We start from the raw sequence: 20,811 nt of genomic DNA, 5'->3' as shown, positions 1-20,811 counted from the left end.
GTTGTGCAGAGTTCGCTGCTCCGCGTCGTTCGACCTCGCTGGTCGTCGCTGCTGCCCGGTTCCGCGTCGATGCTCGAGGCCTTGGCCCGCGCCCCGAGCCGAAGACCGCGGCTCTTCACAGACTGCGCACGAGCCGCGGCGAGCGGCGCGCCCTGTGGGACGATGACCGGGGACGCGGATCGCCCGACGGCGTCCTGGCAAGGAGTGCTATGTCCGACTCGGGGCCGGATCCGACGCAGACGCGTGGTACCCCTGGCCGCGCCGAACCCGTCGACGTCGCCACCGTCGTCGAGATCGCTCGTCGGTACTACCTCGACGACTGGTCCAAGGTCGCGCTCGCCGACGAGTACGGCATCAGCCGCTTCCAGGTCGCCCGCCTGCTCAAGGAGGCGCGCGATCGCGGCATGGTCCGCATCGAGATATCGGCGGACGGCATCATCGACGTCGAGCTGGGCGCGCGGGTCGCCGATGCGCTCGGACTGCGCGAGGCGGTCGTCGTCGCGGCGACCCCCGCGCAGACGACGGGGGTCGTCCTGCGGCACCTCGGCAAGGGGCTCGCCGACCTGCTCTCCCGCGACGTCGCCGAGGGGCAGGTGCTCGGGCTCACGTGGAGCCGGGTCGCCGACGCGGCGGCCGAGCAGCTGGCCCATCTCGAGCGATGCACCGTCGTCGAGCTCGTCGGCCCGCTCTACCTCGACGGCGAGGTGGTCGGAGCGGGGGACACGGCACGCCGTTTCGCGGAGATCGGCGGCGGCGAGGCGGTGCCCATGTACACGCCGATGATCCTCGACAGCGCCGCGACCGCCGCGGCCCTGCGCTCCTCGCCCGAGGTGCGCGACACGCTCGCGTGGCACGACCGCCTGGATGTCGCCGTCTTTTCCATCGCCCCGTGGGGCTCGGAGCAGTCGCGCCTCTATCGCTGGCTTCCGTCGGAGCTGCGCCGGCTCGGGCACGAGCTGGGTGCCTGTGGCGAGATCAGCGGACGGGTCTTCCGAGCGGACGGCACGCCGCTGCCGGAGGTCATCGACGACCGTCTGATCGGTGTCACCCTCGAGCAGATGCGCGCCGCGCGGCTCTCGGTCGGGACGAGCCGCGGCCGGGGCAGCGTGACGGCGATCCGCGCCGCGGTCCGCATGGGGCTCATCGACGCCCTCGTTACCGACTCCGACGCCGCGGCCGCCCTTCTCGCCGACTGACCTCACTGCGGAACGGCGGCAGCCGGGACGAACTTCCGCAGGTAGCGCTCGTAGTCGGCCGTCTGCTCGGCGACGACCTCCTCCGGCCAGCCTGCGTCGCGGACGAGCACCTCGCCGATGGCGTCGAGATCCGCTCGGCCCTGGTCGTCGTCGAGCCCCGTGAGGACGCGGCGCGCAACCACGTCCCCGACGGTGCCGGCCGACTCCCGCTCGACGGCGAACACCACCTCCGCGGCGGTGAGGCCGGGCGCGCTCCCCACCTGATGCCACAGGTCGCGGCTGCGGGCGAGGCTCTCGACCTCGACGGCACGGGTGCCGTACAGATCGATCAGCCGCTCGCGGACGGCCGGCTCGGCCGCCGAGGCGCCGAGGTAGTGGTGGCGGAACGCGGTGAAGTCGGCGGTACGCGCTCCGGGCAGGCGCCGCAGCGGTCGGCGCGCCGCGCGGCGCACGCCGAGATCCTTGAGCAGCAGGGCGACGACGTCAATCGCGAGCGACCGGAAGGTCGTCAGCTTGCCGCCGATCACCGAGTAGAGCCCGTCCACCGGGTCGTCCTTGTCGGTGCCGTGCCGATGCACGGTGTGCCGCCTCGTGATGTCGCCGGTCGGACCCGTCGGCTGGTAGGGGAGCGGGCGCACGCCGGTCCACGCCCACTTCACGTCCGCCAGCGCGAGGTCGGCCCCGGGGAGCACGAGATTCGTCTCGCGGAGGATGTACTCAATCTCGTCGGCGTCGTTGGTCGCCGTGTCGAGCTCGCCCTCGAAGCGGACGTCGGTGGCCCCGATCAGGTAGCGCCCGAGCCACGGGATGACCATCATGGGGCGGGCGTCGGTGAGGGCCTCGTAGTAGAGCGCCACACCCTCCGGCGCGCCCGGGAACCGGTCGACGACGAGGTGCGTGCCTTTGGTGCCGCCCATGAGCGGTCGGGCCCCCTCGCCACGTCCGAGCACGCGATCGACCCACGGCCCGGCGGCGTTCACCACCGCCCGCGCGGTGACCCGGTGCGTGTCCCCGGAGAGCCCGTCGACCGCCGCCACGCCCCGCACCCGCCCGCCGTGCTGCGTGATCTCCTCGACCCGTGCGTGGTTCAGCACCAGTGCGCCCGCGTCCTGCGCGGCGAGGGCGAGCTCGACGCTCAGGCGCTCCGCGCGCTCGATCTGCCCGTCGCTGTACGCGGCGCCACCCTGCAGCCCGTCCGTCGAGAGCCCCGGCACGAGGCGGAGGGCGCCCTGCGGGTCGTAGACGCGGTGGAGCGGCAGCGTCTTGTCATAGGACAGGACGTCGTAGGCGACCATGCCGGCGCGCAGCACGATCGCCGGGTGCTGGTTGCGCTTGTAGAACGGCAGCAGGAAGCGCAGCGGCGACACGAGGTGCGGTGCGGCGTGGAGCAGCCACTCGCGGTCGCGCAGCGACTCGCGGACGAGGCGGATGTCCGCGTGCTCGAGGTACTTGAGGCCACCATGGATGAGACGGCTGTTCCACGCCGAGGTGCCCGAGCCGAAGTCGTCCTTCTCGAGGAGCGCGACCGAGAGGCCGCTCGCGGCGGCCTGCAGCGCGGTCGCGCACCCGTTCACGCCGCCGCCGATCACGACGACGTCGAACGCGGTCACGTCGGCGCGCTGCCACGCGTCACGGCGGGCTCCACCTCCCGTGCTGCTCATACTGGGGACTCCTCTCTCGGACGCTCGAGCACCTGGTGCACGAGCTCGCTCCAGCGGTCGTAGCCGCGCCTCGCGTAGTCGGGGTCGCCGGGCTCGAACCGGCTGGCGCCCGACGCCGCGTCCGGCAGGGCGAGCTCCTGCTCGCCGCCGCGCGCCGCGGCCATCGCGACACCCGCGCAGGTCAGCTCGGAGAGCGCCTGGCGGACGACGGGGACCCCTGTCAGATCGGCCAGCAGCGCGCACACGTAGTCGCTTCGCGATCCGCCGCCGTCGACGCTCAGCGTCGACACCGGGCCGAGCGCGTCCGTCGCGGCGAGCATCAGGTCGTGGATCTGGAAGGCCATGGCCTCGAGTCCGGCCCGGACGACGTCGGCCGGCGTGCTGCTCATCCCGAGCCCCGCGAGCACCGCCCCCCGCCCCGACGGCCAGCGGGGCGCGCCGAGCCCGGCGAACGACGGGACCAGTAGGACCCGGTCGTCCTCAGACGCCGCGCGACCGATGCTGATGTCACGAGGGACGTCGCGCGCCCCGACGACGTGGTCGTTGACCCAGCTGTTCGTGTAGCCGCACGAGAACGCGGAGCCCTCGAGCTCGTACTGCAGCGGACCCTGCTCGGCGCTCCAGGCGAGCGAGGTGAGCAGCCCGTCCGCGTCGGCGCGGCGGTCGCCGAGGTGCACGCAGACGACGCCCGAGGTGCCGAGCGTGGCCTTCGCCGCGCCAGGCGTCTCGCAGCCGTGCCCGAGCAGCGACGCCTGCTGGTCCGCGAGCACCCCGGTGATCGGGATGCTCGCGCCCGTCACGTCGGGATCGGTGACGCCGAACATCCCCGAGCTCGGGAGCACCGCGGGCAGGCAGTGCTCGGGAACGCCGAGCGCATCGCAGAGTTCCGCGGACCAGGCACCCGTCCCGATGTCGAGCAGCTGCGTGCGCGACGCGTTGGTCGGCTCGGTGGCGTGCACGCGTCCCGCTGTCAGGACGTGCAGCAGGAAGACGTCGATCGTGCCCACGGCGAGATCGCCTCGGGCCGCGGCGGTCGCGACCTCGAGCGAGGTCTCGAGCAGGTGGACGAGCTTCGAGCCGAAGAAGAACGTCTCGTTGGCGAGCCCGGTGAGGGCACGGATCCGATCCTCACGGCCCTCCCGGCGCCAGCGGTCGACCACGGGCCGGCTCTCCTCGGAGAGCCACATGATCCCGGGAGCCAGGGCCCGGCCGCTGCTGCGGCTCCAGGCCAGCAGCGTCTCGCGCATGTTGGTGAGGCCGAGCGCGGTCACGTCCTCACCGCCGCGACGGCACTGCTCGAGCGATGCGCGCACCACCGCGACCGTCGCCTGCGCGAGCATGTCCGGATCGATGTGCACGGCGCCGCGCGGTCCGTGGTCGAGCGGGAGCGGCCGCTCCGCCAGCACCCGGGAGCCCTGCGGACCGAAGACGATCGCCCGGACCGCGTGCGTTCCGCAGTCGACCGCCAGGACCGAGCTCACGCCGGCCCCGTGCGGGAGAGGCGGTGCAGCCGGCCGAACGCCGGGCTCACGGCGTCGCTGACCTCGCGGTAGATCTCGAAGTACTCCTGGTACCGGGCGTGGTTCGTCTCGTCCGGGTCGAGGTGCTCGATGAGCCGCGCGTTGCGGCGTGCGACGTCGAACCCGTCGAACACCCCGGTGCCGATGCCGGCGAGCAGCGCGTCGCCGAGAGGTGCGCCGATCCGCTGCTGGAGCAGGGCCGAGGGCATGCCGAACACATCCGTGATGACCCGTCGCCACACCTCGCTGCGCGCGCCCCCCTCGTTGAAGACGAGCGGCTGCCGCACCTCGAGGCCGGTCCGCTGCAGCACCGTGAACGAGTGGTAGAGCGCGTAGGCCACGCCCTCGAGGAAGGCTCGGACGAGGTGTCCCCGGCTGTGGTGCAGGGAGAGCCCGAAGACCACGCCGCGGGCGGAGGCGTCCCAGATGGGCGAGCGCTCGCCCATGAGGTAGGGCAGCACGATCAGGCCCTCGCTGCCTGCCGCGATGTCGCGCGCCTCGAGGGTGAGGAGGTCGTAGGGACTCACGCCGAGCGACGGCGCGACCTGCACCTCGGTCTGACCGATCGTGTCCCGGAGGTAGCGGAGCGCTTGGCCGCCGGTCGTCGTCACGGCGACCGCGGACCAGGTGTCGGCCGGCGAGGTCGTGTAGGGGATGTTCACCATCCGCAGCCCGTCCGGATCCGAGAGGTACTCGCGGTTGCGGTGCACGACGCCGAGCACCCCCGAGGTGCCGAGGTTCAGCTGCACGTCGCCCGCCTCCACAGCCCCGCCGGCGATCCAGCCCGCGTTGCAGTCGACCTGGCCGCCGACGACGGGAATGCCGGCGACCAGTCCGGTCTGGGAGGCCGCTGCCGACGTGGTCGTGCCGACGATCTCGACGCAGTCGACGAGCTCGGGCAGCAGGGCCGCATCGACGCCGACGGCGGCGAGGACGCCGTCGTCGAACCGTCCCTCCCGGATGTTGTAGGCGACGCCAAAGAACGCGGCGGAGCTCCGGTTCAGGGTCGCCCTGCCGGTCAGCCTGGCGGCGATGAAGCCGTCGATCGTGAGCGCCTTGCTCGCCCGTGCGAGGACCTGCGGACGGTGCCGCGCGAACCAGACGACGTTCACGAGCGCCGGATGGTCCTCGATCCTGTTCGCGGTGAGCGCCTCGATCCGCGCCTCGCCGACGCGCTCCCGGATCTCGGCGACCTCGGCGGTGGCACGCCGGTCCATGAGGTTCAGCCCGGGCGCGACCGGGCGCAGCGCCTCGTCGACGAGCACGAGCGACGGCAGCGCGCTCGACACCCCGATGCCGCGGATGCTGTCGGCGCCCGCGCTCGACTCGAGGAGGACGCGCTGCACGAGCTCGCAGGCGACCGTCCAGTAGTTCTCCGCGTCGTGCTCCGACCAGCCCGGTTGCGGGTGGTGGATCGGGTACTCGCGGTACGCGTAGGCGAGCACGTTCGCCTCGTCGTCGATCAGCGTCGCCTTCGCGCCACCGGTGCCGAAGTCGATGCCGAGCAGGGTCCCCATCGGCGTGGCGCTACTTGACGATCTGCAGGCGGCGCCGGTCGAGCGTCAGCAGCACCGCGAGGACGACGACGAGCCCCTGCACGATCTGCTGCGCCGCGGGCGAGAACCCGAGGATCAGCATGCCGTTGCCCAGCTCGACGAGCAGGAGGGTGCCGATGAGGCCGCGCCCCGCGCCGCCCTGGCCGCCGGAGAGCGGCGTACCGCCCATGACGATCGCCGCGATCGAGGGCAGCAGGAAGGCGTTGCCGACCTCGCTCGTGGCCGCCGTGGTGGAGAAGAGCAGAGCGATGCCGGCGATGCCGCAGCAGAGCCCGCTGACCCCGAAGGTGAGCGTCTTCACCCAGCGGACGCGCACGCCGAGGACTCCGGACGCCCGCTCGTTGCCGCCGATCGCGTACACGAAGCGACCGGTCGCGGTCCTGCGCAGCCAGATGATCATGACCGCCCAGACCACGACGGCGTAGACGAGCGGGAGCGGCACCAGACCGAGCAGGCTCTTGTTGAACATCGGCGTGAGCGGGCCGGCCGGCAGCTGCACCGGGAAGCCGCCGGAGGCGAGCAGGGCGATGCCGCTGATCGCGAAGGAGGTGCCGAGCGTCACGAGGAACGACGGCAGCCGGAGGTAGGCGATGATCGCGCCGTTCAGGAGACCGACGAGCAGACCGAGCGGGATCACCAGGAACACGGCAGGCTGACCGAGCGCCTGCGCTGCGAGCCCCGCGAACACCGCCGTGAGCGAGACGATCGCGCCGACCGACAGGTCGATCGAGCCCATGAGGATCGGGCCCGTGCCGGCGACGACGACGAGCAGCAGGATCGAGGTCTGCTGCAGCATGCTGTCGATGTTGCCGCCGGACAGGAACTGCGGGTTCAGGGCCGTGAAGATCGCCGGCAGGATCACGAGCGCCGCGAGCAGCGAGATCGTCTGCAGCCGGTCCTTCAGCGGTCGTGCCGGGCGCTTCGCGGCGGTCGCTTCCGGCGCCGCTGCGGTGCCCGGCTCCGCCGGCGTGGCCGGTCCGACAGCGGGTGCGGTGGTCTGGTTCATACGAGCGCCTCCTCGAGCTCGGCGAGCGTGGGCTCCTGCACACGGCAGTCGAACTGACCGCTGACTGCGCCGTCTCGGAGCATGATGAGCCGATCGCACACCGGGACGACCTCTTCCGGTTCGTCGGTGACGATCAGCACAGCGACCCCGGACGCCGCGGCATCGCGGACGAACCCGAAGATCGCGGTCTTCGCATGGACGTCGATGCCACGCGTGGGGGACTCGAGCACGAGCAGGCGGCCCTGCCCGGCGAGAGCCCGGGCGACCAGCAGCTTCTGCTGGTTGCCGCCGGACAGGGAGTCCGCGGGCTGGTCGTCGCTCGCGACCTTCACCCCGAAGTCCCTGATGAGCGCCTGCGCATGCACGGCCTCCTCCTTGCGGTTGCGGGCGAGCCGTCGCCGGCCCTCCGCGATCGCCGCCACCGACAGGTTCCACCGCACGGGATGCAGCAGCGAGAGGCCTTCGCCCGCCCTGTCCGTGGGGACGAAGCGCACCCCGTGGCCGACGGCGTCGACCGGACCGCCCTGCAGCCGGTGCCCCTCGACGCGGACCTCGCCCGCGAGCGGCTTCAGCAGCCCGGCGACGGCCCGGGCGATCCGCCCCTTCTCCTCCGCGGGGCTCACGATCGCGAGCACCTCGCCCGTGTCCAGGGTGAGGTCGATCGGCTCGGCGAGCCCCGGCACGAGGAGCCCTTCGACGTCGAGCACCCGCTTGGGGGCGGCCGGGCGCTCGGCCCGGGACAAAGTCGCCGTCTCCGCGTCACCCAGCATCAGCGCGGCGAGCTCGGCTGGGCCCGTGGAGTGCGGGTCGGGCTCGCCCACGGCGCGTCCGTCGCGGAGCACGAGGATGCGGTCGCTCCAGTTCAGGAGCTCCGCGCCCCGGTGCGTCGTGAGGACGACGCCCATGAGCGAGCGGATGCGGTTCAGGTGCGACTCGAGGAACGCGACCTGCGACGCGGTGAGGCCGCTCGTCGGCTCGTCGAGCAGCAGCACGGGTTCGGCGATGTTCCGGATCCGGGCCATGTACAGCGCCTTCGCGATCTCGAGCAGCTGGCGCTCGGCGAGCGACAGGGTCCCTGCGGGCGCCGCGGCGTGCAGGTCGCCGAGCCCGACCTCCTGGAGGAACGCGTCGGCGATCTGGGCGGAGTGCTTCCGCGTCACGAAGCCCGCCTTCCGCACCCGCGACTCGTTGCCGAACGTGAGGTTCTCGCCGACCGTCAGGTTCTCGATGATCGAGAGCTCCTGGAAGATCCGGATCACCCCGCGGTCGACCGCGCCCGCATAGGAGCCCGGCGTGTACGGCTTGCCGGAGCGGGTCATGGTGCCGCCGTCCGGCTTGACGGTGCCGGACAGGATGTTCAGCAGCGTCGACTTGCCCGCGCCGTTGTGCCCGGCGAGTCCGAGGACCTCGCCGATGCGGAGCGAGAGCGAGACGCCGTCGAGGGCCGGGACCCCGCGGTAGACCTTGCGGAGGTCCCGGGCCTCGAGGATCGGCTCGCCGCGCGCGGGCTCGCGCGCGGCGCGGGCGGTGCTCATCAGTACGAGATTCCGAAGACGGACTTCTTTGTGGTCGTCTTCTTCACCGCGTCGGCGAAGGGGTTGTTCTTCGCGTGCGACGCGTACATCTGCGTCAGCTTGTCGACGTTGCCGGCGTCGATCGACTTCTGCAGCGCGTCGGGGAATTTGAAGCCCGACGGCTTCGGTACGCCGAGGTCCTTCGCGAAGAACGACTCGGGCTCGTTGACGGCGAGGGCGACGCCCGTGTCCCAGTCGTTGGGGTTCAGGTGCCGGGACATCTTCTTCCAGTCGAACCCGAGCGGGTTCGCGTTCGCGGCCCTCTGGTACTCCTTTACGGCGTCCTTCGTGTCGAGCACGACGGCGTCCTGGAACATCATGAGCTCGAGCGGGTCGAGCTTCACGCCGTGCGCGACGTCGAATGCGCGGACGACCATGTAGCCGCCGAGCCACGAGCCGTAGATGGACTGGACGGCGACGACGTTCGGGCCGTCGACGAGCTTCTGCAGGATCGCGGCCTGCTCGTCGGTGCTGCCGACCTTGATGTGCGTGTTGCCCTTCTGCTCGAGGACCGACACGGCGCCGAGCGCCTCGGACGAGTTGTGGCAGATGATCGCGTCGATGTTGGAGTGCTTCGCGAGGAACGCCTGGACGACGGGACGGGTGTCCTGGCCGTTCTGGTTGCCGTACTGCGTGTCGAGCACCTTGATGCCCGGGAACTTCGCGACGGCCTGGTCGAAGCCCTTCTTCCGCAGGGCGGAGGTGCGGTCGGTGGGCGCGCCGTTCACGTAGCAGACGTTGCCCTTGCCGCCGATCGCCTTGAAGACGGCCTCCGACATCGCCTGCTGGCCCGCGATCTCTCGCGGGTAGTTGAGCAGCGCGTAGCCGCCGCCGAACGACGGGTCGCTCGGCACGCTCCACGGCGTCGCGGAGAACGAGGTGTCGAACGGGATCTTTTGCTTCGAGAGGATCGATCCGATCTGCTTCACCGCGTCGTTGTTGAACGGGAAGGTCATCACCTGCGTCACGCCTGCGGCCGACGCGGCCTGCATCTGGCCGATCTGCGTCTGCGCCGAGGAGTTGTAGCTCTGCATCCGGAAGTTGATGCCGAGCGCCTTGGCGGCCTGGCTGCCGCCGATCTGCCACAGCGTGAAGTACTCGTTGTCGAGGGTCGGCACCGACGCGAGCACGAGGCCCGGCTTGCCGCTGCCACCACCGCTGCCGCCGCCGCTCCCGGAGGTGGACCCGCCCGACCCGCCTCCCGTGCCGACCTGGTCGCTGCAGGCCGCGAGCACGCTCGCGCCCCCCACCGATGCGATGCCCAGGCCCAGCGCCTGGATGAACTTCCGACGATCGAACTGCCCGAGACCGGTCATGGCTCGCGCCCTCCTCATTGAGAACGAGTGGTGATTACAGGGATTTGATGCGTGCAGGGATGGATGGAGGTGAGAGGCGCGCCGTCAGCCGGCGGGTGCCTCCTCGCCCTCCTCGCCGATGTAGGCGATGACGGTGCCGGACTCGACCTCGGCGCCCTCGGGGAACAGCTGCTTCAGCAGCACGCCTTCCGCGACGCTCTCGACGTCGAGCTCGGTCTTGTCGGTCTCGACCGACAGCAGCGGGGCGCCGAGCTCGACGAACTCGCCCTCGGCGACGAGCCATTTGGCGATGTACCCGCCGCTCACGGTCTGCCCCAGCTCGGGCATGAGAATGGCCTCGCTCACTGCTGGCCGTCCTTCCTCTCGGGTGCACGGCCGGTGCCGGCCAGCACGGTGTCGATCGCCCGCGCGATGTCCGCGCGGGTCGGCAGGACCGCCTCTTCCAGCCAGGGGGCCATCGGCATCGGCACGTCCTTGCTCGCGACGCGCTGCACGGGCGCGGCCAGCACGTCGAAGAGCTCGCTGCCGACTCGCGCGGCGACCTCGGCGCCCCAGCCGCCGGTGAGGTGCCCCTCGTGGGCGATCACGAGCCGTCGCGTCTTGCGGACGCTCGCGAGGATGTTGTCCCAGTCGAACGGTGCGATCCACACGGGATCGATCACCTCGACGGACACCCCGCGCTCGGCGAGCTCCTCGGCCACCGCCAGTGCCGAGTACAGCTCGCGGAAGGTCGCGAGCACCGTCACATCCGTGCCTTCGCGCCGCAGTCGCGCCTGGCCGACCTCGGTGACGTAGTCGTCCTCGGGAACGAAGGCCCGGGTGTCGACGCTGCCGGCCTCCTTGCGGCCCTTCGAGCCGTACAGGAGCTTGTGCTCGAAGACGAGCACCGGGTCGGGGTCGCGGAGCGCGGCCCGGATGCCACCCTTCGCGGTGTAGGCGTCGGAGATGCAGAGCACCTTGATGCCCGGGACGTTCAGGAACATGCTCTCCGGCAGCTGCGAGTGCTGCGCGCCGCGCTGCGACGACCCGACGGGGCTCCGCAGCACCATCGGCACCTGCACGCGGCCGCCGGACATGTACCGGAGCTTCGCCGCCTCGTTCACGATCTCGTCCATGCCCTCGAAGACGAAGTCCGCGTACTGCAGGTCGGGCAGCATCTTCAGGCCGCCGATCGCGGCGCCGATCGAGACGCCGAAGATCGCCTTCTCGCTAATCGGGGTGTCGACCACACGGTCGCGGCCGAACTTCTCGGAGAGGCCGAGGTAGATCGCGAAGGCGCCGCCCCAGCCGCCCGGGACCCCGACGTCCTCGCCGAGCAGCGTGACGGTCGGGTCCTGCTGCATCTCAGCCTCGATGCCCTCGCGGAGGGCTTCGGCGATCGTCAGCATGCGCTCCTCGGGGCCCGGTTCGAGCACCGGGCCGACGGGGACGGACCGCGGGGGCGCCGCGTAGACGACCGACGGGTCGACCGCGCTCTCCGGCGACGGCTTCGGGTCGTTCTGGGCGAATTTCAAGGCCTCCTTGATCACGGCCTTGCCGGCATCGACCGTGGCCTTTACCTCGTCCTCGGTGGCCGTGCCCTCCTCGACGAGCACGCGCGAGAGCTGGTCGATCGGGTCGCGGCCCTTCCAGAACGCCTCCTCATCCTTCGTGCGGTAGCCGCGGGAATCGCCACGGCTGTGGCCGAGGTAGCGGTAGGTCTGGATCTCGAGGAGCGTCGGGCCCCCGCCGGTCCGGGCGCGCTCGACGGCCCGCTCCATGGCCTCCCGCACCGCGAGCACGTCCATGCCGTCGACCTGCTCGCCGGGGATGCCGTACGCGGCGGCCTTCGACGCGATGTCGACGTTCAACGTGGTCTCGTGGAACGGCGTGGACGCGCCGTAGAGGTTGTTCTCGCAGGCGAAGACGACCGGGAGCCGCTTCACGGCGGCGTAGTTCACGCCCTCGTGGAAGGCGCCCTCGTTCACCGCGCCGTCACCGAAGAAACAGGCGACGACGTCGCCCTCGCCCCGGCGCTGCAGCGCGTAGGCGAGCCCGGGCGCGATCGTGATGCCACCACCGACGATCGCGATCGACGGCAGAATGCCGAGGTCGGGGTCGCCGAGGTGCATCGACCCACCACGGCCGCCGAGCGCGCCGGACTCGCGGCCGTAGATCTCGGCGAGCGCGACCTCCGGCGACATCCCCTTCGCGAGGGCGTGACCATGGGGGCGATGGGTGGAGGTGATCCAGTCGGAGCGCCGCAGCGGGGAGCACACGCCCACGGCCGACGCCTCCTGGCCCTGCGCCTGGTGGAGCGTGCCGGGGATCTCGCCCTGTAGGTAGCGCAGATAGGCCGTCTGCTCGAACCAGCGGATCTCGACCATGCGCTGCAGCAGTCCGAGCGCTTCGTCCTTGCCGAGGCGCTCGAGCATCGTGCGGTGGATGCCACGGGCGCGGTCCTCGGCCGCCTCGAACGACTCGCGGACCTCGGGGCTCTCGATGCTGCTCATCGGACCGCCCCCGACGAGCCGAAGACCTGCATGAGCCGACGGATCTCGTCGGTGAGCGCGCGGCCGGCGACGATGTTCACGTCGCGGTCCTCGCGGGAGCCGATCAGCAGGTTCGGATCGTTCTGGCTGTCCGGAGCGGGATCGAGGGCCGAGCGGAAGACGTGCTTCAGCTTCGTGCCCACGTTCACCTTCGTGATGCCCGCCTCGACCGCGGCGCGCATCTGATCGGCGGGCGTGCCGGATCCGCCGTGCAGCACGAGGGGCACGTCGACGGCGGCGTCGATGTCGCGGATGCGGTTCACGTCGATCTTCGGCACGTAGTCGGAGGTGACGAAGTGCACGTTGCCGACGGCGACGGCCAGGGCGTCTACCCCCGTGGCGCCGACGAAGCGGACCGCCTGGTCGACCTCGGTCATAGCACCGATCGATGTGTCAATGGAGCCGTCGACCGACATCTCGCTGAGCGCGCCGACCTCGCCCTCGACGGCGACGCCCACGGCGTGCGAGGCGAGCACCAGCGCGCTCGTGTCGCCGACCAGCCGATCCCAGTCCCAGCCCTGGGTGTGCATCATCACCGAGTTGTACCCGGAGCCGAGGGCGCCGACGGCCTCCTCGAAGCTGTCCGCCTCGTTGAAGAGGATGCTGGCGGGCACCGAGGTGCGTGCGGCGAGGGCCTCGCAGACCCGGCCGTAGATCGCGACCCCGTGGGTGCGGAGCCACTGGTGGTTCGTCGACAGGCCGCCGATGCCAATGATGACCGGCGAGCGCTCGGCCTCGGCGGCGGCGATGGTGGCCTCGAGGGAGTAGAGGTCCCAGGACTCGAAGTAGCCCACAGCGTAGCGACCGGCTTTCGCGTCGCTCAGCAGCTGGGGGAGTGGAACGATCGGCACGGTTCTCCTTGCTTCCTTGCAGGTGTCCGGCGGCGGATCGAGTCGAACTGCGGCGTCGACCGCCCTTCGCTCAAGTGTGATGCTCATGTGAGTGCACGTCAAGTGCGTCGTGCCTCGGACAAGGGTCAGGCCGTCTCGGTGAGGCCCATCAGGTTGCCTGCCGGGTCCTCGAACTGCGCGATCACGAGGTCGGTGCGGGGGGAGCGGGCGGCGTCGAGCACCTTCCGCCCGCCGAGCCGCTCGACCTCCGCAAGGGCCGCGGCCACGTCCGGGACGGCGACGTAGACGAGCACGTGCCGTCCGAAGGCTGCGCCGCCTCCCACGCCGCCCTGCAGGTCCGTCCCGAGCCGACGGACGAAGCCGTAGGAGCCGTGCTCCTTCTCGATCGTGCGCGACACCTCGTTCCCGGTGTCGTACTCCCATCCGAAGAGGCGGCGGTAGAACTCCTGCAGCCCGTCCGGATCCGGACCGGTGATCTCGACGTGCACGACGGGTTGTGCCACCGCTCGTTCTCCTTCGAATCGACGGATCACCAGCGTGCGCATCTCAACTGAGATTCACAAGTGTGCAACTTGTGCTTGATGCGGCCGGGGAGACGCCTGCCGGGCGCGACCAGCGGGTCGCCTTGAATTGATGAGCGGCGGATGCTACAGCGGGCGGGTCGCCGTCGAGCGACGCATCTCGACCGGATGAGAGGTTCTGCGAGTCGGGACCGCGGGAACCCTAGGAGCCGAGTCCGTCTCCTGCCTGCGGTGACCTCTCGAGAACAGCCACGGTATGGCTTGAAGGCAAGGGGGTCAGGAGCTGATGCGACGGCAGCACGGAGACGGGGGTGGTTGCGGACCTCCTCACGCGCGGACGCGGTGGCGGATCCGAGAAGGCGGGGCAGCGATAGCCCGGTACCCATAGGGACGCTCAGGCATCGCTGCGGGGGATGATCCAAATGGTCGATGGGGGCTGTTGGTCATCGGGCCAAAGGTCGAGTTCCTGCAGGACGGTCGCGGCGCCAGTGGAGCGCGCTCTGCGGCCCATGTAATGATCGAGGGTCAGGCTCGGGTGCGCATGCCCGAACTGGTCAGCGGCGTCGCGAGCGGACATGCCAGCTGCGTCCATCAACGTCGCGACGGTCCTGCGGAAGACGTGGCTCGTCAGGTCCGTTCGCCCAGCGGCGTCGAACGCCTGCCGAAGACCGCGCCGGGTGTTCGACGGGTCTCGGAGGCCGCCGCTGAATGGGGCGGGGAAGACCGCTGCGACCGCGCCTCGGCTGCGGGCGCCGGCACGGGATCGCAGCATCTGCATGCACCAGGGCGGTGGCTCGATGATCCGATCGCCCGAGGGAGACTTCGAGCGGCCCACCACCAGTCCCTGGCCCTTGAGGCGCAGCACCGTGCCGTGCAGGTGCACGGTTCCGGCCTCGAGGTCGACGTCGTGCCAGCTGACTGCGCAGGCCTCACCGATCCGTGCCCCGGTTGCGGCGAGGAAAGCGACGAGGTCGGGCAGATCCAGCGTCACCGCTCGCGGGTTCTGGAGGAGGGCCGTATGGAGCTCGCGCACCTCGGTGGCAGTCAGCGCGGTCGGTCGCCGCTTCGGCGTGCCGGGGATCCGAGCGACGTCCCGGCAGGGGTTCGTCGGGAGCGCGTCATGTCTCACCGCAAGCCCGCAGATCCCGGACAGCACGCTGCGACACACCCGTGCGGTGGCGGGACCGTGCTGGGCGCGGATGGTCGCCAGGTGGCGGTCGACGAGGCCGACAGAGAGCTCGCGAATCCGCACCTTCCCCAGCGCGGGCAGGATCTGTCGCCGCAATTGGTCCGCGTACGCCTGTCGTGTCGAGGGGCTCTGCGATTCCAGCGCGGTGAACCACTGCGCGGCGACATCCGCGACTCTCGAGTCACCGGTGATGAGCTCCGCGGCACCGCTGCGGCCGCGATCGCGTAGTGCGAGCTGCAGTGCCTGCTCCGCGCCGCCGCGGGTCTTGGCTGCGCGCTGCAGCTGCCGAGTGACGCCGTCGAAGTCCCGGACGCGGACCCGCGCGCGCCAGATCCCGGCGGCCTGGGAGAGATGGATCCGTCCATGGGTGCCGAGTGCGAGCTCGGGTCGTCCAGTCGTCATCGATTAGTCACCCTTTATGTCGGAATCCCGCGCGGAGCCGTGCGTGTGCACGCTACGCCGCAATACCGACAATCGCAGGCTGACCAGCGGTTCTGCTAAGTCCTGCCATATCCTGATATGACCGATATTCCAATCAGCGGGTTCCGGGTTCAAGTCCCGGGGGGCGTACTGAACAGAAGCCCTGGTCGAGCGGAGCGCTCGACCAGGGCTTCTTCGTTCTCGGGCCTGTCCCGCCCGCGTCGGTCGGCGAGGATCTTCGCACGCCACGCCGCTGACCAGGCGGGACCCCATGCACCGCTCGCATCAGTACGCGACGACCGTCGCCACCGCGCTGCGAGAGGCGTTAGGTCCCGGTCGCGAGCGGGTAGCGGAAGGTGCGGTAGCTGCGCGGCACCGCGGCCGCCGAGGTGCTCCCGTTGGCGACGCCGACGAGCAGCGACGGGACGCCGTTCTCGTCGATGACGACAGTGGCCCCTTCGGGCTCCATCGAGCCACCCTCGTAGGAGCCGTCCGGCTTGCGCGAGTTGTCCGAGGCGTCGATCGGCGGAGCGACGGCTTCCCCGTTCGCCCAGCTGTACTCGGTGATCAACGCCGGGTCTCCGCCCGCCTTGTCGCTGGCTGCTCCGGTGTAGAAGAAGAACCGGTTCCCGAAGCTGCAGAAGCCCTGGTGCGTCGGCGGCCAGTCAGCGGTCGCGATCTTCCCCGTCGGTCGCGACAGGTCCCCGACCACGAAGTGCGACCATTCGTGGCGCGTGTACTCGGGTCCTCCGCCACCCTGGTGCCGGAGCGAGACCGCATCGGTCGAGACGTCGAGAGACGGGTCGAGCGGGTACCCGGCGCCCTCGATGACAGTGGTCGCAGCGCCGCGGCTGGCGACCCCTGGGGTGTAGGGGAGCCGGACCAGGTCGTACGGGCGTCCGCTCGCGTCCGGGGCGAACCAGCAGGAGTACACGACCCGGATCCCTGCCTCCATCCGCACGATCAGGCCCATGCCGTGCCCGCTGTCCGGAAGGGTCATGCAATCGAGCAGCGATCCGTCCGGAGCCAAGCGCGAGACCACGATGTCGCCCACCTTCAACCCCGCCGGGTCGGACAGGCGACTCGTTCCTGCGCTCGCCTGCGTCGTGTACCACTCGCGCGTCTGCGGCAGGAGCGTGAAGCTCTGCAGCGTCGCCATCGCTGCCGGATGCAGCTCCAGAGCCGGGACCGGCGCGCCGATGAACGGCGGCCGGGACGGCTTCGCCGAGGCTGCGTGCGGCGCGCCGGACCGCGCGTCCCCGGACGTCAAGTGGATTCTTGCGCCGGAGGCGGCAGCGGCGACAGCGCCGCCGACCGCGGAAAGCAGCGCGGCACCGCCTGCCAGCACCTCTCGACGGGACAGTGCGCCGCCGCGGGCCATCCCTCCCCGGCTCATACTGCACAGTAGTTCGACGTCGTGGCCGGGTCGGTGCACGCCAGCGGTGGCCGAGCAACTGCGTCGTGATCAGCCGGGTTCCGGATTCAAGTCCCGAGGGGGCGTACAGCACAGGGGCCCTGGTGCGAGCGGAGCGCTCGACCAGGGCTTCCTCGGTCCCAGCAGCGGTGCCGCGCGCCTCAGGCCGCGAGGAAGTCGGCGATCCGCGCCCCCCACCCCCGGATCGCATCGGGGGTCGACGCGACCTCGAGCTCGGCGTCGGGCAGCTGCTCCGCGAGGTACTCGCCGGTCTCGACGGGATGGCTCGGGTCGGTGGTCCACGACAGGACGAGCACCGGGTGCCGGATCGCGTGCAGCGCGTCCTCGTCGGGGAGGACGCTGGCGGCCGCGCCGCGCAGGACCGAGGGCAGCAGCGCCTCGATCACCCCGCTGCTGCGCGGCTTGCTCCAACCGCCCTCCCTGAGGAGCGGCGGCAGTGGAGCGGCGTTCATCATCCGGCGCCACGCGTCCATCCCGCGCAGCTCGACCATGTCGGCGATGGCGAGGTAGAGCTGCGTCTGCTGCTCACGCGCCGGACCCCGCGTCGGAGGGATCACGAGCACCAGTCGGCGGAAGCGGGACGGCACGCGGCTCGCGGCCCAGAGCAGGGTGCCGCAGCCGGTGGACTCGCCGAGCGCGTCGATCGGCGCCTGCGGCGACACCGCGTCCGCCACCGCGAGGAGGTCGTCGGCGAGCACGGGCCACTCGTACTGCGCGGGATCCGGGTTCCCCGTCGACTCGCCATGACCCCGGGTGTCGAACCGCACGAGCCGGGTACCCCGGTGGGCGATCCCGCTCCAGTCGAGGACGCCGGCCTCGTCCTCCCACTGCCTGCTCGTCGTGAGCGAGTGGGTCGCGAGGAGCGTGCGGGCCGCGTCGTCGGGTCCCGAGGCGCTGTACGCGATCGTCGCGTCAGGTCGGGACAGCGAGAGTCGCACCGGCGCATCTTACGGAAGCGCGCCTGATGCCCTCCTCACGACCAGGCCCTCCGTGGGACCCTCTGAGGGCGCCACCGCGACGAGAGGAGGATCCGTGCAGGACGCGCTGGAGCCCCTCGCCGCGGCCGCGGTGCTGCAGGGCCGGTACGTGGTCGGGCAGGTCCTCGCCCAGGGCGAGGGGTCGGTCGTTCATGCCGCCCGTGACGTGCTCATCGGGCGCGACGTCGCGGTGAAGGTCTTCCCCGCGCGAAGCGCCGGCGGCGTGGACGTGCGCACCCAGGAGGGGGAGGCGCGCATGATCGCGGGCCTGAACCACCCGGCACTCGTGACGCTGCTCGACGCCGGGACCCACATGACCGAGGACGGCGAGTCGCGGGTGTTCCTCGTGCTCGAGCTCGTGCCGGGCGGCGACCTCGGTCGCCGGCTGCAGCAGGGACCGATGTCCGTCGTGGAGGTGGGGTACCTCGCCTGGGACCTGCTCGGCGCCCTCGAGCACATCCACGAGCAGGGCATCTTCCACGGGGACATCAAGCCCACCAACGTGCTGCTCGCCGAGGCGCGCAACCGGCCGCCTGCCGCGAAGCTCGCCGACTTCGGGATGGCGGCGCTGCGCGAGCAGCTCGGCCGGCCCGTCGCCCACCTGATGCAGTCGGACTTCTTCAGCCCCGAGCAGCGGCGAGGCGGGCCCGTGACCCCCGCGACCGACGTCTACTCGCTCGGCCTGGTGCTGCGTGAGGCACTCACCGGACGGCACCCCGGCGCCGCGGCCGCGCTGCTCGACGTCCCGGAGGGCCTGGCGGCGCTCCTGGAGCGGATGGTGCAGATCGACGCGGCGCTCCGCCCGGCGGTCGAGGAGGCCAGGGCGGCGGTCCGCGAGCTCCTCGTCGACCTGCTGGGCGTCCGGCGCCCCGAGGCGGTGGATCCCGAGTCGGAGCGGCTCGAGGCGCTGCGCGAGTACAACCTGCTCGACGCGCACCCGGATCCGGAGTTCGACCGCATCACCGCCCTCGCGGTGCGCCTGTTCGGGGTCCCGGTCGCGATCATCACCGTCGTGCACGAGCACAAGGTCCTGCTGAAGTCCCGGCAGGGCATCGCGGTCGCCGAGGTGGACCGCAAGCGGGGCCTCGGCAGCCCGGGCGGCCTGCACGACGAGACGCTCGTGATCGAGGACGTGCTCACCGACCCGCGGACCGCGGATCTCCCGAGGGCCGCGGACAGCCCCTACCGGTTCTACGCCGGCGTGCCCCTCATCACGCGGGAGGGGCACAACCTCGGCACGCTGGCGATCCTGGACGAGCAGCCCCACGTCTTCTCGAGCGACCGGATCTCGATCCTCGAGGACCTCGCCGCGATGACGATGCACGAGATGGAGCTGCGCCGCGCGGCCCGACGGATCGCGCTGCAGGCCCTCGAGGGCCGCTGAGGTCGCCGACCGCGGCGGACACGGCGCGGGACCTCCGGAAGGTCGGGGCGGCTCGTCAGAACCGGTTCGCGCGCCGCAGCGCCTGCGGGCGCCCGTCCGGGTCGACGGCGAGCCGGGCGAGCGGAGAGGCCCAGAGCCGCTGCAGCCGGGACACCGGCTCGGTCGTGTGCGCCCGGGCCCGCGAGTCGGGCCGGGGCCCCGGACGGCCCGCACGGTGCCAGCTGTCGAGCGTCCGCGCCCGGTCCTTCCAGAGCCGGAAGCCCGCGGTGGGGTCGAGGAGCCGCGGATCGTCCTGCTCGAGCCCGAGGTGCTCGGCCCAGAGCTGCAGCCGCAGGTCGCGGACGAGCCGGGGCTCGCTGCCCTGGTCGACCACGGCGCAGGTGAGCTCGCTGTCGTTGGTCCAGGAGCGGCGGTTGAAGTTGTCGGAGCCGCACGTCATCCAGGTGTCGTCCACGATGCACACCTTCGCGTGCACGTAGATCGGCGTGCCGGCGGCGTTCTCGAGGTCGTAGACGGCGAAGCGGTCGGGGGCGGCGCGACGGAGCATCGACACGGCCCGCACCTGCCCCAGCCGGCTGGGCGGCCCCACCAGGGGGCCGTCCGAGTCCGGGTACCTCGGCACGACGACGATCACGTGCAGCCGGGGGTGCTTGCGCAGCGCGACCGCGATCGCCGAGGCGACCTCCCGCGACCAGAGGTACTGGTCCTCGATGTAGATGAACGACTCGGCGCGGGCGAACGCCTTGCCGTAGGCGCGGGCGATGCTCCGCTCACCCTCCGGCGCGAACGGGAACGCGGGCCGCTTCTGCCCGTAGGTGCGCAGCAGCTGCACCGCGTGCGAACCGGCGGGGGGCGGAGGCGGCGCCGTCGCCGGCAGGGGACGCGGATGGCGGGGCATCCGCGCCAGGCGCTGCATGAGCATCCGGTACGGGGTGCGCCGGTCGAGGGGTGCGGGGTCGTTCCACCGCTCCGCGAACACCGCGAGCACGTCGGCGACGACCGGGCCGCGCAGCTCGAGCGCCGCGTCGTGCCATGGCGCCCGCTTCCCGTACCGCGGGTCCATCTCGAGCGACTGCGGGTCGCCCTCGTGCGCGGCGTCGTCGCGCCGGCTGTGGCAGAGGTCGATGCCGCCGACGAAGGCGACGTCCTTCGCGGCGTCGTCCCGATGCCGCAGCACGAACAGCTTCTGGTGATGCGACCCGAAGACGCGGACGCGCTGGTCGAGGAGCACCTCGCCGCCCGCGTCGTTGATCCGGCGTCCGAGCAGCTCGTTCGCGCGCCCGCTGATCGGTGCGGAGAGGCGCTCACCGTGGGACCGCCAGACGAGGCCGCGGACCTCGACGCCGCGCCCGGCGAGATCGGCGAGCAGGTCGCCGATCGTCGGCCCGTGCGGCATGAGCAGCTCGTCGGGGTCGCCTCGCCAGTCCGTGAACCACACCCGGTCGCCGGGCCGCAGCGCGGCGAGCTCCTCCGCCAGCCGGGCGAAGTAGGTCGCGCCGTGCACGAGCGGCGTGACGTGGTTCCCCTCCGCCCACGCCGGTCCGCCGGTCGGCCCGTCGTCGATGTCGGTGGCGGGGTTGCCGCGCTCGGCGCGCGTCAGGAACCAGGCCGCCGGGTCGCTCATGGGGCCACTGTGGCGCACCGGCGCCCGGAGGCGCACATCGGTTGCCAGCG

16 protein-coding genes are annotated in these 20,811 nt (G+C 71.6%); 2 read left to right on the top strand and 14 right to left on the bottom strand.

Translation table 11 applies throughout. From position 1 onward, the window contains the following. Positions 1-209: 209 nt before the first annotated feature. A complete protein-coding gene (locus QDR37_RS03140) occupies positions 210-1,196 on the top strand; it encodes a sugar-binding domain-containing protein (protein ID WP_279712099.1) in 987 nt (328 codons plus the stop codon). A 2-nt stretch (positions 1,197-1,198) separates the two neighbouring features. Here the strand turns inward: QDR37_RS03140 and QDR37_RS03135 are convergent, their stop codons facing one another. The 13 genes from QDR37_RS03135 to QDR37_RS03075 form a co-directional block, all read right to left on the bottom strand. Beyond that, positions 1,199-2,857 (bottom strand): glycerol-3-phosphate dehydrogenase/oxidase, encoded by a 1,659-nt coding sequence (locus QDR37_RS03135; protein WP_279712098.1) that lies wholly within the window; start codon positions 2,855-2,857, stop codon positions 1,199-1,201. Next, positions 2,854-4,338, bottom strand: coding sequence for an FGGY family carbohydrate kinase (locus tag QDR37_RS03130; RefSeq protein WP_279712097.1), 1,485 nt, complete (start codon positions 4,336-4,338; stop codon positions 2,854-2,856). Before QDR37_RS03130 ends, QDR37_RS03135 begins: the two co-directional genes overlap by 4 nt. After that, positions 4,335-5,894, bottom strand: coding sequence for an FGGY-family carbohydrate kinase (locus QDR37_RS03125; RefSeq protein ID WP_279712096.1), 1,560 nt, complete (start codon positions 5,892-5,894; stop codon positions 4,335-4,337). The genes QDR37_RS03130 and QDR37_RS03125 overlap by 4 nt, the downstream gene beginning before the upstream one ends. A gap of 10 nt (positions 5,895-5,904) precedes the next feature. Further along, positions 5,905-6,939: an ABC transporter permease gene (locus QDR37_RS03120; RefSeq protein WP_279712095.1), complete on the bottom strand. Its 1,035-nt coding sequence runs from the start codon at positions 6,937-6,939 to the stop codon at positions 5,905-5,907. Then, positions 6,936-8,474: a sugar ABC transporter ATP-binding protein gene (locus QDR37_RS03115; RefSeq protein ID WP_279712094.1), complete on the bottom strand. Its 1,539-nt coding sequence runs from the start codon at positions 8,472-8,474 to the stop codon at positions 6,936-6,938. Before QDR37_RS03115 ends, QDR37_RS03120 begins: the two co-directional genes overlap by 4 nt. Continuing rightward, positions 8,474-9,829 (bottom strand): sugar ABC transporter substrate-binding protein, encoded by a 1,356-nt coding sequence (locus QDR37_RS03110; RefSeq protein ID WP_279712093.1) that lies wholly within the window; start codon positions 9,827-9,829, stop codon positions 8,474-8,476. Before QDR37_RS03110 ends, QDR37_RS03115 begins: the two co-directional genes overlap by 1 nt. 84 nt (positions 9,830-9,913) lie before the next feature. Beyond that, the gene (locus QDR37_RS03105) at positions 9,914-10,174 is read right to left on the bottom strand and encodes a biotin/lipoyl-containing protein (RefSeq protein ID WP_279712092.1); all 261 of its coding nucleotides are present in this window, start codon (positions 10,172-10,174) and stop codon (positions 9,914-9,916) included. After that, positions 10,171-12,321 carry a dehydrogenase E1 component subunit alpha/beta gene (locus QDR37_RS03100; protein WP_279712091.1) on the bottom strand — a complete coding sequence of 717 codons (2,151 nt, stop codon included), beginning with the start codon at positions 12,319-12,321 and terminating at the stop codon, positions 10,171-10,173. Before QDR37_RS03100 ends, QDR37_RS03105 begins: the two co-directional genes overlap by 4 nt. Continuing rightward, positions 12,318-13,211, bottom strand: coding sequence for a class II fructose-bisphosphate aldolase (locus QDR37_RS03095; RefSeq protein WP_279712090.1), 894 nt, complete (start codon positions 13,209-13,211; stop codon positions 12,318-12,320). The genes QDR37_RS03100 and QDR37_RS03095 overlap by 4 nt, the downstream gene beginning before the upstream one ends. Before the next feature lie 125 nt (positions 13,212-13,336). Then, positions 13,337-13,714, bottom strand: a complete 378-nt coding sequence (locus QDR37_RS03090) for a VOC family protein (protein WP_279712089.1) — start codon at positions 13,712-13,714, stop codon at positions 13,337-13,339. Between the two features lie 412 nt (positions 13,715-14,126). Beyond that, positions 14,127-15,323 (bottom strand): site-specific integrase, encoded by a 1,197-nt coding sequence (locus QDR37_RS03085; protein ID WP_279712088.1) that lies wholly within the window; start codon positions 15,321-15,323, stop codon positions 14,127-14,129. Positions 15,324-15,666: 343 nt separating this feature from the next. Next, positions 15,667-16,611, bottom strand: coding sequence for a hypothetical protein (locus QDR37_RS03080; protein WP_279712087.1), 945 nt, complete (start codon positions 16,609-16,611; stop codon positions 15,667-15,669). Positions 16,612-16,916: 305 nt separating this feature from the next. Continuing rightward, positions 16,917-17,714 (bottom strand): alpha/beta fold hydrolase, encoded by a 798-nt coding sequence (locus QDR37_RS03075; protein ID WP_279712086.1) that lies wholly within the window; start codon positions 17,712-17,714, stop codon positions 16,917-16,919. Between the two features lie 94 nt (positions 17,715-17,808). Here QDR37_RS03075 and QDR37_RS03070 point away from each other — a divergent pair, with 94 nt between their 5' ends. After that, positions 17,809-19,137, top strand: coding sequence for a GAF domain-containing serine/threonine-protein kinase (locus tag QDR37_RS03070; RefSeq protein ID WP_279712085.1), 1,329 nt, complete (start codon positions 17,809-17,811; stop codon positions 19,135-19,137). A 55-nt stretch (positions 19,138-19,192) separates the two neighbouring features. Here QDR37_RS03070 and QDR37_RS03065 read toward each other — a convergent pair whose 3' ends face one another. After that, positions 19,193-20,761, bottom strand: coding sequence for a phospholipase D-like domain-containing protein (locus tag QDR37_RS03065; protein ID WP_279712084.1), 1,569 nt, complete (start codon positions 20,759-20,761; stop codon positions 19,193-19,195). Between the last annotated feature and the right edge of the window lie 50 nt (positions 20,762-20,811).

The organism is Amnibacterium sp. CER49, from assembly GCF_029846255.1.
Lineage (GTDB): Bacteria > Actinomycetota > Actinomycetes > Actinomycetales > Microbacteriaceae > Amnibacterium.
The sequence above is the reverse complement of the archived record's forward strand: the minus strand, read 5'-3'. Positions and strand labels throughout refer to the sequence as shown.

Bases quoted from the DNA above. Each gene is read 5' to 3' on its own strand.
- QDR37_RS03140 (WP_279712099.1), top strand. From the start codon at position 210: ATGTCCGACTCGGGGCCGGATCCGACGCAGACGCGTGGTACCCCTGGC.
- QDR37_RS03135 (WP_279712098.1), bottom strand. From the start codon at position 2,857: ATGAGCAGCACGGGAGGTGGAGCCCGCCGTGACGCGTGGCAGCGCGCC.
- QDR37_RS03125 (WP_279712096.1), bottom strand. From the start codon at position 5,894: ATGGGGACCCTGCTCGGCATCGACTTCGGCACCGGTGGCGCGAAGGCG.
- QDR37_RS03120 (WP_279712095.1), bottom strand. From the start codon at position 6,939: ATGAACCAGACCACCGCACCCGCTGTCGGACCGGCCACGCCGGCGGAG.
- QDR37_RS03115 (WP_279712094.1), bottom strand. From the start codon at position 8,474: ATGAGCACCGCCCGCGCCGCGCGCGAGCCCGCGCGCGGCGAGCCGATC.
- QDR37_RS03110 (WP_279712093.1), bottom strand. From the start codon at position 9,829: ATGACCGGTCTCGGGCAGTTCGATCGTCGGAAGTTCATCCAGGCGCTG.
- QDR37_RS03100 (WP_279712091.1), bottom strand. From the start codon at position 12,321: ATGAGCAGCATCGAGAGCCCCGAGGTCCGCGAGTCGTTCGAGGCGGCC.
- QDR37_RS03085 (WP_279712088.1), bottom strand. From the start codon at position 15,323: ATGACGACTGGACGACCCGAGCTCGCACTCGGCACCCATGGACGGATC.
- QDR37_RS03065 (WP_279712084.1), bottom strand. From the start codon at position 20,761: ATGAGCGACCCGGCGGCCTGGTTCCTGACGCGCGCCGAGCGCGGCAAC.